The 15,794-nt window shown below is 73.3% G+C and carries 11 protein-coding genes; 4 read left to right on the forward strand and 7 right to left on the reverse strand.

The features are described from left to right. From ACQVFL_RS25610 to ACQVFL_RS25620, 3 genes are all read right to left on the reverse strand, one after another. Positions 1-3,435 (reverse strand): ATP-dependent helicase, encoded by a 3,435-nt coding sequence (locus ACQVFL_RS25610; protein WP_431727763.1) that lies wholly within the window; start codon positions 3,433-3,435, stop codon positions 1-3. Between the two features lie 113 nt (positions 3,436-3,548). Then, positions 3,549-4,094, reverse strand: coding sequence for a TIGR00730 family Rossman fold protein (locus ACQVFL_RS25615; protein WP_431727764.1), 546 nt, complete (start codon positions 4,092-4,094; stop codon positions 3,549-3,551). A 1-nt stretch (position 4,095) separates the two neighbouring features. Then, positions 4,096-4,950, reverse strand: coding sequence for a TIGR00730 family Rossman fold protein (locus tag ACQVFL_RS25620; RefSeq protein WP_350692630.1), 855 nt, complete (start codon positions 4,948-4,950; stop codon positions 4,096-4,098). 138 nt (positions 4,951-5,088) lie between these two features. Here ACQVFL_RS25620 and ACQVFL_RS25625 point away from each other — a divergent pair, with 138 nt between their 5' ends. After that, a complete protein-coding gene (locus ACQVFL_RS25625; protein WP_396690497.1) occupies positions 5,089-5,241 on the forward strand; it encodes a hypothetical protein in 153 nt (50 codons plus the stop codon). Positions 5,242-5,342: 101 nt separating this feature from the next. On the opposite strand, the gene dapE is transcribed toward ACQVFL_RS25625, so the two are convergent. Next, on the reverse strand, positions 5,343-6,416 hold the full coding sequence (gene dapE / locus ACQVFL_RS25630) for a succinyl-diaminopimelate desuccinylase (protein WP_431727765.1): 1,074 nt from the start codon (positions 6,414-6,416) through the stop codon (positions 5,343-5,345). Positions 6,417-6,553: 137 nt separating this feature from the next. On the opposite strand from dapE, the gene dapD reads away from it, so the two are divergent. Then, positions 6,554-7,513, forward strand: a complete 960-nt coding sequence (gene dapD, locus ACQVFL_RS25635) for a 2,3,4,5-tetrahydropyridine-2,6-dicarboxylate N-succinyltransferase (RefSeq protein WP_396690493.1) — start codon at positions 6,554-6,556, stop codon at positions 7,511-7,513. 91 nt (positions 7,514-7,604) lie between these two features. Here dapD and ACQVFL_RS25640 read toward each other — a convergent pair whose 3' ends face one another. Beyond that, a complete protein-coding gene (locus ACQVFL_RS25640; RefSeq protein ID WP_431729891.1) occupies positions 7,605-10,973 on the reverse strand; it encodes a S8 family serine peptidase in 3,369 nt (1,122 codons plus the stop codon). A 98-nt stretch (positions 10,974-11,071) separates the two neighbouring features. On the opposite strand from ACQVFL_RS25640, the gene ACQVFL_RS25645 reads away from it, so the two are divergent. Further along, a complete protein-coding gene (locus tag ACQVFL_RS25645; protein WP_431727766.1) occupies positions 11,072-11,665 on the forward strand; it encodes a sugar O-acetyltransferase in 594 nt (197 codons plus the stop codon). Between the two features lie 213 nt (positions 11,666-11,878). Further along, positions 11,879-14,506, forward strand: a complete 2,628-nt coding sequence (locus ACQVFL_RS25650) for a hypothetical protein (RefSeq protein ID WP_396690489.1) — start codon at positions 11,879-11,881, stop codon at positions 14,504-14,506. Here ACQVFL_RS25650 and ACQVFL_RS25655 read toward each other — a convergent pair. Together ACQVFL_RS25655 and ACQVFL_RS25660 are read right to left on the reverse strand one after the other, a co-directional pair. Further along, on the reverse strand, positions 14,483-15,130 hold the full coding sequence (locus ACQVFL_RS25655) for a nucleoside/nucleotide kinase family protein (RefSeq protein WP_431727767.1): 648 nt from the start codon (positions 15,128-15,130) through the stop codon (positions 14,483-14,485). The two genes, ACQVFL_RS25650 and ACQVFL_RS25655, sit on opposite strands and share 24 nt — an antisense overlap. Beyond that, entirely contained in the window at positions 15,130-15,774 is a 645-nt protein-coding gene (locus ACQVFL_RS25660) for an SIMPL domain-containing protein (protein WP_396690485.1), read from the reverse strand. Before ACQVFL_RS25660 ends, ACQVFL_RS25655 begins: the two co-directional genes overlap by 1 nt. Positions 15,775-15,794: the final 20 nt, after the last annotated feature.

Below are 15,794 nucleotides of genomic sequence, written 5' to 3' on the forward strand. Positions count from 1 at the left end.
TCACTCCTGGTGCTCCGGTCGCCGGACGGTCGGTGGCTCGACCACCTGACGTCCCTGCCCGGAGACCGGGCAACTGGTCCGTACCGGGCAGACCCGGCACTTCGAGTTGGCGACCGCGGCGAAGGTGGCGGCGGCCATCGTATCGGCGGTCCGCCGGACCAGCGCTGTCGCCCAGCCGGCCTCGGGCCCGTCGGTCGAGGCGGCCTGGGCCTGCTCCCGGGCGTCCCGCGCGCCGGTACCGAGCTGCACCAGGGCCGCACCGCCGGGCTCGTCGCCGTACTCGGCGAACGCCCCCGCCTCCACCGCCGCCTGGTACGCGCCGAGCTGCGGATGCTCGGCCAGGTCCCGCTCGGTCACGGCGGTGGACTTGCCGGTCTTGAGGTCCACCACCACCAGCCGGCCGTCCTCGTCGACCTCCAGCCGGTCCACCCGTCCGACCAGCTCGATCGGCCGGTGCGGATCGTCCAGGCGGACCGCGAACTCGTGCTCGATGGCGAGCAGCCGACGCGGATTGGCCGCCAGCCAGCGCAGCAGCTTGTCCACCATCGCCTCGGCGCGGGTCCGTTCCGGCCCGACCATCCACCGCGCGGCCAGCTCGATCGCGTCGAACCGGGCGGCCACGTAGTCCAGCAGCGCGCCCCGGTCGGCGCTGGCGTCCTCGGCGAGCATCGCCGCCGCGTGCACCAGGTTGCCGACGCCCTGGGCGGCACTGGCCGGTGGGCTTCCGCCGTGCCGTTCCAGCAGCCAGCGCAGGCTGCACCGCAGCGCGCTCTCCATCGCCGACGGGGTGACCCGGACCGGCTCCCCCTCGTCCACCAGGGGCCGGTCGTCGGAGAGCGGGCGCAGCCCCCACCAGTCGTCCGGGTGCGCGCCCGCGACCCCCGCGGCGGCCAGTCGGGCCAGTTCGGTCGCCGCCGCGTGCCGCCGGGCGGTCGTCGCCGCCGGGTCGGCCACCGCGGTACGCAGCTCCGCCACCAGCGCCGGCAGGGTCAACGCCCGGGGCGGCCGACTCAGCGGCAACGCCCGCGCCCCGGCACCGTCGCCCCGGCCCTGCGCGTCGCCCCGGCCCTGCGCATCGTCATTGCTCTGCGCGTCGTCATTGCTCTGCGCCTCGTCGCGGTCGTCGACCTCCGGGCCCGGTGGGTGGGCGGGACCGAGTTCGTAGAGGAACCGGCTGGGCTGCTCCTCGTGGTCGTCGCCGCCGACGGCGGCCGACGCGACCGCGCTGACCAGCAGTCGCCGTCGGGCCCGGGTCACCGCGACGTGGAACAGCCGCCGTTCCTCGTCGAGCAGCGCGGAGGTCTGCCCGACCAGCGTGGCGACTTCACCGGCACCGTCCGCCCGACCGGTCATCACGTCGACCAGCCGTTCCGAGCCCAGCAGGCTGCCGCGCAACCGCAGGTCCGGCCAGACGCCCTCCTGCACCCCGGCGACGGCGACCAGATCCCATTCCAGGCCCTTGGCGGCGTGGGCGGTGAGCAGCCGTACGGCGTCGCCCCGGTCGGCGGAGGAGGCGAGCGTGTCGGCGGGTAGCTCCTGGCCGAGCACGTGGTCGAGGAAGACCTCGGTCCGTGCACCCGGCAACCGGTCGGTGAACCGGGCGGCGGCGTCGAAGAGCACCAGCACCGCGTCCAGGTCCCGGTCGGCTGCCTCGGCCCGACGCCGTCGGGCCAGGTCCCCCTCCCCGGCCACGGCCGGGCCCCGGGCCAGCGCGGCGGACCACAGCTCGGCCAGTCCGCTGGCCTGCCAGACCGCCCAGAGCACGTCCTCGACGCCTGCGCCCGGCCGACCGGCCGTCTCGCGGGCCACGGCCAGCAGCCCGGCCACCGTCTGCGCCGGCTCGGCCCAGCGCCGCTCCACCCCGGCCAGCTCGGCCGGGTCGCGCAGCGCCTCGACGATCAGTTCACCGGAGGGCCGCCGGTCACCGCCGGCCAGCGCGAGCGCGCGCAGGCCCTGCCGCAGCCGCCGCTCCGCCAGCGGGTCGGCACCGCCGAGCGGGGAGTGCAGCAGCGCGACGGCGGCCTCCTCGTCCAGCCGCTCCGGCTCCAACGCGCAGCGCAACAGCAGCAGCAACGGCGCGACCGCCGGTTGCAGGTGCAACGGCAGGTCCTCACCGTGCACCACGGTGGGTACGCCGGCGGCGTGCAACGCCCGACGCAACCCGGGCAGTTGCCGACCGGTCGAGCGGACCAGCACCGCCATCCGGGCCCAGGGCACGCCGTCGAGCAGGTGCGCCTCCCGCAGCGCGTGCGCCAGCCAGGCCGCCTCGCTGGTGGCCGAGCGGAAGGTGCGGACCTCGACGGTGCCCGGTGGTGTGTCGGGCAACGGATGCAGCCGCCGGTGTGCCGCCGGTCCACGCAGCCGCCGACCGAGCCGGGACACGGCGGCGAGCAGCCGCTCCCCCGCGCGGTAGCTGGTGGTGAGCAGCACCTGCGCGGCCGGCGCGCCGGAGGCGGTGCGGAACCGGTGCGGGAACGTCGTCACGCCACCCGGGTCGGCACCCCGGAAGGCGTACGTGGAGGAGTCCGGGTCGGCGAAGGCGACCAGCGGCGTACCGCCCCCGGCGACCGTGTCCAGCAGGTCGAGCTGGGCGGGATCGGTGTCGGCCAGCTCGTCGACGTAGACGTACGCCAGGCGACGTCGCTCGGACGCCAGCACCTCGGCGTCGTCGCGCAGCAGGCCGGTGGCCGCCCGGACCAGCTCCGCCGGGTCGTACGCGACCGAGCCCCGGTTGGCGACGTCCCGCAGCGCCAGCACCGCGACGTACTCGCGCAGGAAGCGGGCCGCGGCCGGCCAGTCGGCGCGGCCCAGCCGCTCGCCGAGCCGGGCCAGCTCGACCGGGCCGACGCCCCGCTCCGCCGCGCGCATCAGCAGGTCACGGAGCTGGGCGGCGAACGCGCGGGTACGTAGTGCCGGCCGCAGCTCCTCCGGCCAGCCGACCGGTTCGTCGCCGGGCTCCTCGCCGACCACGTCCAGCAACTCGCGGATGATCAGATCCTGTTCGGGACCGGTGAGCAGCCGTGGCGACGGCTCGCCCCGCTCGGCGGCGGCCCTCCGCAACAGCCCGAACGCGTACCCCGGGAAGGTACGCACCAGCGGCTCACGCACCACCCGTCGGCCGTTCGCGGCGATCCGCGCCTCGATCCGGTGCCGCAGGTCGGCGGCGCCCCGGCGGCTGAAGGTGAGCACCAGGACCCGCTCCGGGTCGACCCCCTCCTCGACCCGGGCGGCCACCGCCTCGACGAGGGTGCGGGTCTTCCCGGTGCCCGGTCCACCGAGGACGAGCATCGGCCCGTCGGTGTGCGCGACGACCTCGGCCTGATCCGCGTCCTCAGGCAGGCCAGCGTGCCGAACCGTGCTCTCCGACGGCCCGGCGGGCGGAGCGGTGCCCTGGGTCGGCCCGGCGGACCGACGCACCAACCGGTACGCCTGCATCCCGCCATCCCATCACGGCCCTGCGACACTCCCCGACGCGCCACACCCGCCGGGGACCGGCGCACACCGGTGTCTCGACGCACACCGTCCGCAGCGCGGGCGAGCGGCGGCGATCAGGTGAGGGCCGCCTCGATGACGTCGAGGGCGGTGGGGACGGTGTCGGCGACCTGCACGAGGTCGAAGCCGGCGGGCTTGAGGAAGTTCTGGTCGGTGACCGCGCGCAACCAGTCCAGCAGCGGGGTGTAGAAGCCGTCGGTGTCCACCACCACGGTCGGCTTGCGGTGCAGGGCCAGGGTGGCGGTGGTCCAGACCTCGAAGAGTTCGTCGAGGGTGCCCAACCCGCCGGGCAGCGTGAGGAACGCGTCCGACTTCTCGACCATGAGGACCTTGCGACTGGCCATCGAGTCGGTGATCACCAGTTCGTCCGAGGCCACGTCGGCGACCTCCAGGTCGACCAGCACCTGCGGGATGATCCCGACGGTCCGGCCGCCGGCCGCGCGGGCCCCCTCGACGAGCGCGCCCATCATGCCGACGCAACCACCGCCGCTGACCAGCGTGTGCCCTCGTCGGGCGAGTTCCGCGCCGGTGGCCGAGGCCAGGTCGAGCCAGCGTTGGTCGAGGGTGCGGGACGAGGCGCAGAACACGCAGATCGCGGCCACCTCAGCGCTCCGCCTGCTCGGCCTGCTCCGCCGACTCGGCCGCCGCCTGCTGGTCCGCCGCGGTCCGGGCCACCGCGTCCGCGCGTACCGCCTCCTGCTCGGTGTTGAGCGCGGCCTCGGCCTCCACGATGTGCCGGACCGCCGCGGCGACGTCGTCGGTGACGCAGATCAACTCCAGGTCGACCGGTCCGATCTTGCCCTCGGCGGCCATCGTGTCGCGCAGCCAGTCGAGCAGCCCCTGCCAGTACTCGGTGCCCATCAGCACCACCGGGAACCGGGTCACCTTGCCGGTCTGCACCAGGGTGAGCGCCTCGAACAACTCGTCCATGGTGCCGAAGCCGCCCGGCAGCACGACGAACGCCTGGGCGTACTTGACGAACATGGTCTTGCGGGCGAAGAAGTAGCGGAAGTCGATGGCCAGGTCGACCCACTCGTTGATGCCCTGCTCGAAGGGGAGTTCGATGCCGAGGCCGACGGAGTGTCCCCCGGCCTCGCTGGCGCCCCGGTTGGCCGCCTCCATCACGCCGGGTCCACCGCCGGTGATCACCGCGTAGCCGGCGCGCGCCAGGGCCGCGCCGAGCGCCTCGGCGAGCTGGCACTCCGGGCTGTCCGGTTTGCTCCGGGCGCTACCGAAGACGCTGACCGCGGGCGGCAGGTCGGCGAGGGTGTCGAAGCCTTCGACGAATTCGGAGAGTATCCGTAGCGCCCGCCAAGCGTCCTTGGTCTTCCAGTCCGCGCGGGTCCGCGAGTCCAGCAGACCCTGGTCCGCTGTGCTGGTGGTGATCGCCTGGCGGCGCAGTGTGACGGCGCCGCGGTGCCGCTCCCGTCCTGGTTCGCGGCGGTTGCTCTGAGTCATGGGAGCAACCGTAGTGGAGTTCAGCCGGGGTGCCCGGCAAACACTTCGTGATCTTGTGCAACCAATTCGCTTTCCCGTACGTCTTACTATTCACATACCGGGTATGCCCGGCGCGCAGGCTTCGGGGGAGGAGACAGCGTGATCAGTAGCAACGAACGGATCCGGATGAGGCGGCAGATGCAGCGCCGCATCCGCGACGTGGTGGCCGAGCGCCGCCGTACCCGACTGCTCGAAGACCCGCCCGAACCCCCCGTCGAGCCCGCTCCGGACGCGGCGCTCACCCGCGCCTGAGCAGGTCGTCGCCGCTCCCCGCGCCCCGATCGCCGCGCGTCCGGTCGGGCGGGACGTCGCCGCACCGCCACCCGCCCGACCGGACGCGGAGGTACGCCGGGTCAGGCCGAGGCGAGCCAGCGGTGCAGCGTGGCGGCACCCTCCCGGATCTTGCCGATCTCGACGTGCTCGTCCGGGTGGTGGGCGAGGTTGGGATCACCCGGACCGAAGTTGAGCGCCGGGATCCCCATCGCCGCGAAGCGGGCCACGTCGGTCCACCCCAGCTTGCCGATGGGCGCGGCACCCACCGCCGCCAGGAACTCCTGGGCGGGCGGGGCCTCCAGGCCGGGCAGCGCGCCGGCCGCGCAGTCGGTCACCGTCACCTCGTAGCCGGCGAGCACCTCGCGCAGGTGCGCCTCCGCCTCGGCCGGCGTACGGTCCGGCGCGAACCGGTAGTTGACCTCGATCTCGCACCGGTCCGGCACCACGTTGCCGGCCACCCCACCGCTGATCCGCACCGCGTTCATGCCCTCGCGGTAGTCGCACCCGTCGATGGTCACCCGTCGCGCCTGGTACTCCGCCAGCCGCCGCAGCACCTCACCGGCACCGTGGATCGCGTTGACGCCGTGCCAGGCGCGCGCCGAGTGGGCCCGTACGCCGGTGGTGACCACCCTCGCCCGCATGGTCCCCTGGCAGCCCGCCTCGACGATGCCGTACGTCGGTTCGAGCAGCAGGGCGAAGTCGGCCGTCAACCACTCCGGGTACGCCTCGGCCACCAGCCGCAGGCCGTTGTACCGGGACTCGATCTCCTCGGCCTCGTAGAAGAAGTACGTCACGTCGTAACGCGGCTCGGGCAGGGTGGCCGCGAGGTGCAGCGCGTAGGCCACCCCGGACTTCATGTCCGAGGTGCCGCAGCCGTACATCAGGTCGCCGCGCAGCGTGGACGGGAAGTTGTTGTTCAACGGGACGGTGTCCAGGTGACCGGCCAGCACCACCCGGGACGCCCGCCCCAGGTCGGTACGCGCCATCACCGTGTTGCCGTGCCGGTAGGTGGCCAGGTGGGGCAGCTTCCGCAGCACCTCCTCGACGCAGTCGGCGATGGCCTTCTCGTTGAGCGAGACCGACTCGATGTCGACCAGGGCGCGGGTCAACGCCACCGGATCGGCGAGGACCTCGGGGGTAAGCGGGTTCTCCATGGTCCGCACGGTACCGTCACAACCGGCGACCGCGAGACGCGAGCCCGCGAGCCCTTCGACGAGGCGCGAGGAGTGAGCTCGCCCACCCCGCAGTCGCGAGCAGCAGCCAGCGCAGCATGCGAGCGAGAGGTGAGTAAGTGACGTCCACAGAATCCGCGTGGGGCATCGGCCTGGCCACCGTGACCGCCGACGACCAGGTGCTCGACACCTGGTATCCGACCGGCAAGCTGGGCCTCGGCGAGCTGCCGCTGGTCCCCGGCGAGGACCAGGCCGACGTGCTGGACCTTCCGCCGGGCGCGATCGGCGACCGGGCCCTGCCGGGTCTGCGCACCGTCCAGGTGATCACCGTGATCGGCTCACTGGACGACCCGATCAAGGACGCCAGTGACGCGTACCTGCGACTGCACCTGCTCTCCCACCGCCTGGTGCGGCCCAACGAGCTCAACCTCGACGGCGTCTTCGGCAAGCTGGCCAACGTGGCCTGGACCTCCGCCGGGCCGTGTCCGCCGGAGCGGGTCGACGAGCTGCGCGTCATCGAGCGGGCCGCCGGCCGCCACCTGTCCGTGTACGGGGTGGACAAGTTCCCCCGGATGACCGACTACGTGGTGCCCTCGGGCGTCCGGATCGCCGACGCCGACCGGGTACGCCTCGGCGCCCACCTCGCCTCCGGCACCACCGTGATGCACGAGGGCTTCGTCAACTTCAACGCCGGCACGCTCGGCACCTCGATGGTCGAGGGCCGGATCGTGCAGGGCGTGGTGGTCGGCGACGGCTCCGACATCGGCGGCGGCGCCTCCATCATGGGCACGCTCTCCGGCGGCGGCACCGACAAGGTACGCATCGGTGAGCGCAGCCTGATCGGGGCGAACGCCGGGGTCGGCATCTCGCTGGGCGACGACTGCGTGGTCGAGGCGGGGTGCTACATCACCGCCGCCTCGAAGCTCGCCCTGCCGGACGGCCGGGTGGTCAAGGCCCGCGAGCTGTCCGGGGTCGACGGGTTGCTGTTCTGGCGCAACTCGATCACCGGCGGGCTGGAGGCCCGGCCGCGTACCGGTCAGGGCGTCACCCTGAACGCCGCCCTGCACGCGAACGACTGAGCTTGGTGAAAGGAAGGGTCCCCTGCTAACGCCTCGCGTATAGCAGGGGACCCCTCCTTACATCCGGGCCGACGATGCCGGCGCCGGCGGATCACCTCAGGCGGTAGGCCTGGATGATCCGCTGGGTCACCGTGTTGCCGTCGCTGTCCCGGGCGGCGGCCCGCAGCGACACGTGGCCGGCACCCTTCGGGTGCTTCACGGTGGCCTGCCAGCCACTGCCGGCCTTCGTCACCCGGGCCCGCTGCCAGGTCCGGCCCCCGTCGTAGGAGACCTCGACGGTCAACGAGGTGGTCCGCGCCGACGGCGCGCCGGGCTGCCGCTGCACCTGGACCGGGATCACGAAGGACCGACCGGCGGGAGCGGTGTTCGTCGCGTCGAGCCGGGGCGTGAACCTGATCGCCGACGCGGGCAACGCCACCGGATCGTCGCCCCGAACGTGTCGGGACCGGAAGGTCCAGGCGGCGGTGACCTCCGTGCTCAGGTCGGTGAAGCTGCGCTGCACCGAGGTCTCCATCCGGTACGTCGCCGTCCCGGCCGGCACCTCGAAGTCGCCCCAGCCGTTCTCCGGGCTCTCGCCGACCAGCTTGCCGTTGCGGTAGAGCGCGGTACGCGAGGTGTCCGCCACCGAAGCCCCGTGGTGCCCCGCGGCGTCCCCGTGCAGCGGCACCGCCAGGCTGATCACGTCACCCCGCCGGGTCAGCCCCTCCCCCGGCCACTGCGGCACCGCGAACGACGGCCCGTAGGGAGCGCTGTTCCAGGTGTCCTGGTACTTCTTACCCGCCCGGTAGGCCGTCGGGTCCGAGAAGAGGAAGGCCACCCCGACCGGCCACCCGTCGTCGGACGGTATGCCGAAGGTCAGGTCACCGTTCCAACGGACGCCCTTGGTGCTGTAGTACTCGACCCGTCGGCCGGGGGCCTCGGTGGGCAGGATGATCGCCCAGCCACCCACGTTCGGCTCGTGGACCGGATAGACGACCCGTTCGGCGACGGTGTCCGGGTACCCGCTGCGGAACTTCTGCGTGACGGTGGCCAGGTCACCGCTGCGGTAGTGCCGGATCAACCCGGTCGGCATCCGGCCGGGGCTGCTCTCCGCCAGGGCGTAGAGGTAGGAGCTGCTCTCCGCCTCCACGTCGGCCCACTGGCTGCCCACCGTGCCGAGGAACCTCTTCGGCGAGACGGGTCGGCCGAGCTGTCCGGTGCTGATGCCGGTGAAGTCGAACGCGAGCAGACCGTAGCTGGCGCCGCCGTCGTCCAGGAGGAAGTTCGCGCTGATGTCCACCAGAGCCGGCGTCGCCGACCGTTGCGGCACGGTCATCCGCACCGGCTTGGCCCGGCGGGCGTCGACGGTGACCGTGGTGTCCGCCGTGACGGTCAGTTCCGGCTGGACGATGAACGCCGCCGCCTCGGTCTCCAGGTCGAACAGGTAGCTGTTCAACCCGTACCGGCCCTTGGGCACGCGGACCTCGGCAGTGCCGGACGGGTCGTACGCGGAGTAGTCGGCGAAGTCCGCCAGGCCGAGCAGCGAGGTGCTGTGGTCCTCCGCCGCCGTGCCGTCGGCACCGAGGTGCCGCACCGTCACCGTGTAGCTCTCCACCTCCTTGTGGACCGCCAGCGGAGTGAGGGCCACCGTGTCGCCGGCCCGGGCCACGATCCGGCCGGTGTAGTGACCGTCCGGGCCGTCCACGCTGGTGTCGGTGGTGACGGTGGCGGACGCGGTGCCGCCCGCGGGCACCACGACGCTGCTCGTGCTCAGCGTGAACATGCCGGCCGGGGCCGACGTCCCGGCCGGGCCGGTGACGTCGAGGGCGAGATCCAGGGTGAGCGCGGTGCTGCCGGTGTTGTGCCAGCTCACCTCGCGGGTGATGGGATCGTCGTCGTCGTGCGGCCAGAGCGTACGACCGAACGACACGCTCGCCGGTTCGCTGGTCACCTGCTGGGTGATCGCCCTCGCCACGTCGACCCGGCCGGCGCCCTGCTGGTAGGCGGTCAGCTCCGGATGCGGCGCGGCGGAGGACATCAGGATGGCCTTGAGCGCTCCGGCCGTGGCGTCCCCGCGCTGCTGGACGAGCAGTGCCGCCGCACCGGCGACGTGCGGCGCGGACATCGAGGTGCCGGAGAGCGACACGTACTGCTCGCCGACCGGATCGCCGAGCAGCGTGCCCTGCCCCCGGGCCGCGACGATGTCCACCCCCGGCGCGGTGATCTCCGGCTTCAGCGCGTCGTCGCCGACTCGCGGACCCTGGCTGGAGAAGAAGGCGAGTTCGTCGTCCCGGTCCACGGCTCCGACGGCGAGTGCGGCGTCCGCGCTGGCCGGTGAACCGACCGATCCGGCCCGACCGCTGTTGCCGGCCGAGATCACGAAGAGCGCTCCGGTCTGCTCGGTGAGCGTGTCGACCGCCAGTTCCAGCGGGTCGACCTCCGGGGTGTCCGTGCCGCCCAGGCTCAGGTTGATCACGTCGGCCCGCTGGTCGACGGCGGCCCACTGCATCCCGGCCAGGATGGCGGAGTCGGGGCAGCCGTACTCCTCGCAGACCTTGCCGGCGAGCAGCGTCGCGTCCGGGGCGACTCCTCGGTTGCGGCCGTCCGACGCAGCGCCGCTGCCGGCGATGGTCGCGGCGACGTGGGTCCCGTGCCCGACGAGGTCGCCCGGGTTCTCCTCCTCAGTGAAGTTCTCCGCAGCACCGACCCGCCCCACCAGGTCGGGGTGCGCGGCGTCGACGCCGGTGTCCAGCACCGCCACCCGTACGCCCCGGCCGGTGAAGCCGGCCTGGTGGGCGGCGGGAGCGCCGATCTGGGGCACGCTGTGTTCCAGGGTCAGGTGCCGCCGGCCGTCGAGCCAGAGCCGCTCGACACCCCCCGCCGCGTCGATCCGGGCACCGCCGCCGGCCAGGGTGGCCCAGAGTCGGCCCGACTCCTGCTTGTCCAGGGTGGCTGCGACGCCGTCGATGGCGGCCAGGTCACGGGTGACGGTCACCCCGTCCGGCGCCCCGGCACGCCGCGCCGCGCCCGCCGGGTAGGTCATCAGCAGCGGCAGGTCGTCGCGGTGCTGGTCGTCGTAGCCGGCGGCGACCAGTCCGGTCACGTCGAACAGCCGTCGGTCGACGCGGCCCGACCGGATCAGCGGCAGGGCGTCCTGCGGCACCACCCAGAGGTGGTCCCGTTGGCGCTGGGTGAGGAAGCGGATCCCGGAGCGGCCCTCGGCCGGGCGGATGCTCGGCGCACCGGTCGGGCTCACGGTGACACGGTCACCGGTGATCAGGGTGACGGTCGCGGGTCCGGCCGACGCCGGGCGGACGGCGGACGGCGGGGTGGACCCCGGTGCGGTGGCTGGGGCGGGAGCGGCGGTGGCCGTGCCCGGTACGCCGAGCGCCAGGCCCAGCACCAACCCGATGGCGGTCAGTCTGCTTCTGCGAGGCAACTGAACCCTCCTTCTGGGGCGTTGTATCGATGTAGGCCACATCGACACCTGTCAGAATTGCATACCGAGTATGCACAAAGGAGTCAACAAATCGACGAAGTCGATACCGTCGCGCCGTGGATGACGGCATGATCGGTCCGGTGAGATCCATGAAGGAACGCATGCTGGCCGGGGAGCCGTATCTCGCCGAGGGACCCGAGATCCTCGCCGACCTCCAGCGCGCCGCCCGACTGATGGAACGCGTCAACACCAGCCCCGCCGACGACTCCGACGCGCGCCTCGCCGCCCTGCGGGAGCTGCTCGGCGAGCTCGGCGACGACACCTGGATCCGCCCGCCGTTCTACTGCGACTACGGCTACCACATCCGGATCGGCCCGCGCAGTTTCGTGAACTTCAACGCGGTCTTCCTCGACGTCGCGCCGATCACGATCGGCGCGGACGTGCAGGTCGGCCCGAACGTGCAACTGCTCACCCCGACCCACCCGGTGGACCCCGAGCAGCGCCGGGCGAAGTGGGAGGCGGCCAAGCCGATCACCATCGCCGACAACGTCTGGCTGGGCGGCGGGGCGATCGTCCTGGCCGGTGTCACCATCGGGGAGAACACGGTGGTCGGCGCGGGCGCGGTGGTGACCAAGGACCTGCCGGCCAACGTCGTCGCGGTCGGCAACCCGGCCCGCCCGGTACGCCGACTCGACGACCCCGCGTCCGACCATCCCGCGTCCCCGTCGGACTGAGCAGACGGACATCCGACTCCGGCACCCTCCGTCACCGGTTCGCGGAGTCCGGCAGGGCGGACGACGGACCACGGCACGCACGCTCGGTCACCGTCCGGACCGGACCGATCCCAACGAAATCACTTCCACCTGCGAAAACACCCTCGCGGTGGATGGCACCCCCTCCACAGTTCGGGCACTCTGGGTTACAGAGTCGTCACTGGGAGGTGCGCCATGGGCGGTCGGATCCTCGAACTGCGCGTACACGGTGTGTCGAACACGCCGCCGGCCGAGACCCTGGGCGAACCGACCGAACCGGGCACCGAGCCCGCCCCGCCGCGGCTGGTCGCCGGTGGACCGATCACCGGCTTCTACCGCTCCGCCAGCACCTCCACCGGCGACCCGATCGTGGTCGAGGCGTACAGCTGGGGGCAGTTGACCTCGGGCGCGCGGACCGCACGCGACGTGGAGCGGGCGCTGTGGACGCTGCTGCTGCCGTTCACCCTGGCCAACGTGGCACTGCACGCCCGGCCCGGCATCCCGGCCGACCCGACGACCGAGCGATTCGCCAGCCGGTCCGGGATCACCGCCTGGCTGATCCGGCTGTTCTGCCTGACGCTGACCGCCACGCCCGTGCTGGCGCTGACCGGTGTCGGCGTCGACCTGATCGGCTGGCAGTGCGTCGACGAGAGTTGCCTCAACCGCATCCCAGGGCCCTGGCAGTTCCTCGCCGACCCCTGGTGGCAGCGGGGCAGCCGGGCGCTCGCGGTCGGACTGCTGGTGCCACTCGCCCTGATCGTGGTGCTCGGCCTGGTCGCCTGGCGGACCTACCAGTACGAGGCGGTGATGCCGGCCGACCCGACCGACCCGCCGGTCCGCCAGCCGCCCGGCCCGGCCGACGCCGACGTGCCCGAGGGCCAGCCGGAACAGGAGCCGCCGTCGCCGCCCGAGCCACCCCGGGGCCCGCTCGCCAACCCACTGGAGGATCCGACCTTCTGGTGGGGTGAGGGACAACTCCGCCGGGCCGCGGTGCTGCACCTGTGCACCGGCACGGTGGCCGCCGCCGCCGTCCCGCTCGGCACCACCCTCGCACTCCACCCGCCGCACGGTGCCCGGGCGGCCATCGCCTGGCCCACCGTGGCGCTGCTCGTCGCGGTCGTCGTGATCACGGTGGTGGCCATCGGCCGGCCGTTCCTGACCCGCCGCGACGGTGCGACGCCGCTCGGCCCGTGGAGCGTCACCGTCATCGTCCTCACCGGTCTCGGACTGGTCGGCACCGTCCTGGTGCTGATGCTGCCGGACAGCGCGGGCGGTACCGCGCAGTTGGCCACCCTGCGCCCACCCACCGGCTGCGGCGACGTGTCGTCACTGCCGGGCTGCCAGGAGGACCGGTCCCTGCCCGGCTTCGACCGGGTCCTCGCCTGGCTGGGCACCGGCCAACTGCTGCTGCTCATCGCCATCGGCGCGACCGCCCGCTCCGGGCGACGCGGTGGCGCCACACCGGCCGCCGCCGCGGTGCTGATCGCCGTCGGCGCCGCCTGGTGCCACGGCTGGCTGCCGTTCCTGCCACCGGCACCGCTACAGGTGTGGCAGGTCGTACCGGCACTGCTGCTACTCGCGGCGGGCGGCCTGCTGCTGCCGCGGACCCGGCCCAGCAGCGTGACCCAGCCCCTCGGGCCCTACACCGACCTGGCCTGGCGTGGTCGGGGCCCGGCCGTCATCGCCGGATTCGGGTGGCTGCTCTGCCTGGCGTACAGCACCGGCCTGCTCTACTGGGTCAGCGACCTGCTCAACCGCGGCGCCACCGTCAGCGGACGCCCCCTGGTGGTGCCGCCCACCCCGGTGACCTGGTCCGGTCTGGTCTTCGGCATGACCCTGCTGCTGTTCACCCTGGTCGCGATCCGCGCCCTCGTGCTGTTCCGTCGACTGCGGCGGCAGGAGTACGCCGAACTGCGGGCCCGTGGCGGTCTCTCCGCGCACGACCTGCGCCGCGCCCGGGACGTGAGCACCCACCAGGCCCTGCACCGGCTGGTCGGCGAACACGCGCTGCGCCTGGTCGGCTGGTTCGCGGGCACCGCGGGGACGCTGGCCGCGCTCGGTTGCATGGCGGTCCTGTCCCCCGCCCGCCCGCACGACCTCACCTCGGGCACCACCGGCACCCTGGTCGGGGTGGTCGCCGACGTCGGTGACCGGCTGCTCGGCTGGCTGCCACTGGCGATCGCCGCCATCGGTCTGCTGGTCTACCGCAACGACACGGTCCGACGGTCGGTCGGCGTGGTCTGGGACGTCGGCACGTTCTGGCCGCGTGCCGCGCATCCGCTCGCACCACCGAGCTACGCCGAACGGGCCGTGCCGGAACTGCTCACCCGGGCTGCCGGACTGCTCGCCCTGACCGAACACGATCCCCGTCGGGTGGACGGCATCATCCTCTCCGGACACAGCCAGGGCACGGTCATCTGCACCGCCGTCATCCTCCAGCTACCGCAGCGCTGGCGGCACCGGATCTGGTTCTTCTCCTACGGATGCCAGCTCACCCGGCTCTACGGCCGGATCTTCCCGGCCTACTTCGGGCCGGAACGGCTGCCGGTGCTGACCCGGGCACTCACCCGCGCCTCGGCCGGGACCCGGTGGACGAACTTCTGGCGGGACACCGATCCGCTCGGTTGGCCGGTCACCGCCGGAGAACGCAACATCGCGGTCACCGACCCGGAGGCGTTGCACCCCAGCGACGGCGAGGTGGCCGACCCGCCGATCCGCAGCCACAGCGGCTATCCGGAGGCGGCCGAGTTCCAGCGGGAACGCTCCCGGGTGGCGTGGATGCTGCGTCGGGCCGTACCGTCACCCCGACGGGGGGTCGGCTAGCCGGACCACCAGGTCGGCCCGGCCCGCGGTGTCGGCCACCAGCGCCGCGTTGACCTCGTCGCTGCCCAGCGCCCAGGCCCGTGCCTCCTCCGCCGACCGCCCGTACGCGACGTGTCGCGCGACGAGCCGACGCCGACGCAGGTCACCGTCGAGGTCCAGGAACCACGCCTCGTGCAGCAACGCCCGCATCTCGTCCCAGGGCCAGTCCGGCACGAGCAGGTAGTTGCCCTCGGTCACCACCAACCGGACCTCCGGCGGCACCTCGATCGCCCCCGCGATCGGTTCCTCCAGCTCCCGGCGGAACTCCGGCGCCCAGACCGAGGTCGGTTCCTTGCGCCGCAGGCGGCGCATCAGCGAGACGTACCCGTTGGCGTCGAAGGTGTCGATCGACCCCTTGCGGGCGGCACGGCCCAGCCGGTGCAGCTCGGCCTGGGCCAGGTGGAAACCGTCCATCGGCACCAGCCGTGCGGCCGGGCCGACCGCTGCGACCACCTCGGCGGCGAGCGTGGACTTGCCCGCACCGGGTGCGCCGGTGATGCCGAGCAGTTGCCGGGGGCCCGCGTCGGCCAGGGTGCGGGCCCGCCGCACCAGCTCGTCGACGGGCAGCACCCGGGCCTCGGCCATCAGGACAGGACCGGCCGGCTGATCGCGAACCGGGCCCGCACCGCCGCGTGCACCGACTGTGGTTGCGGGTCCAACTCCAGCTCCGGCGCGGTGGTCGACTCGACCCCACCGGCGTCGAACGCCATCCGGGCCATCATCGGCTGTCCGCCGCCCTCGTCGGCAAGCTCGATCAGGTCGGTGACCTGGGCCTGGAGCGCATCGGCGTATTCGCGGGCGCGCAGCAGGGCATCGGCGATCGCGGCATGCCGCGCCTCCCGGAAGGCCGGGCTGTCCGGGCGCAGCGACCACCAGGGCCCGGCGACCGCCACCTGGTCCTGGTCGGCCAGGCGCAGCATCAGTTCGCCGAGCGCGGTGAAGTCGCTGACCGTCACCGTGGTCACCACCGAACCGTGCCAGGCCACCACCCGCTCGCCGGAACGCCGCGTCTCCGGCCGCACCCGTAGGTCACCGGTCTCCCGGCGGTCGATCGTCGGGCCGTACGAGTCGAGCAGCACCCGGACCGCGGCGGCACGCTCGGCCAGCCGGGTCAGCGTGGGCTCGCGGTCCCGGTCGCGCGCGAGCGCGGTCACCGTGAACCGGGCCTCCTCCGGAGCGACTTCCCGGTACGCCTCGCCGCGTACGGTCACCACCGGTCCGTCCACCATGCCCTCACCCTAGCGGCGGC

Source organism: Verrucosispora sp. TAA-831 (assembly GCF_050780145.1).
In the GTDB taxonomy this organism is placed as follows: Bacteria; Actinomycetota; Actinomycetes; order Mycobacteriales; family Micromonosporaceae; genus Micromonospora.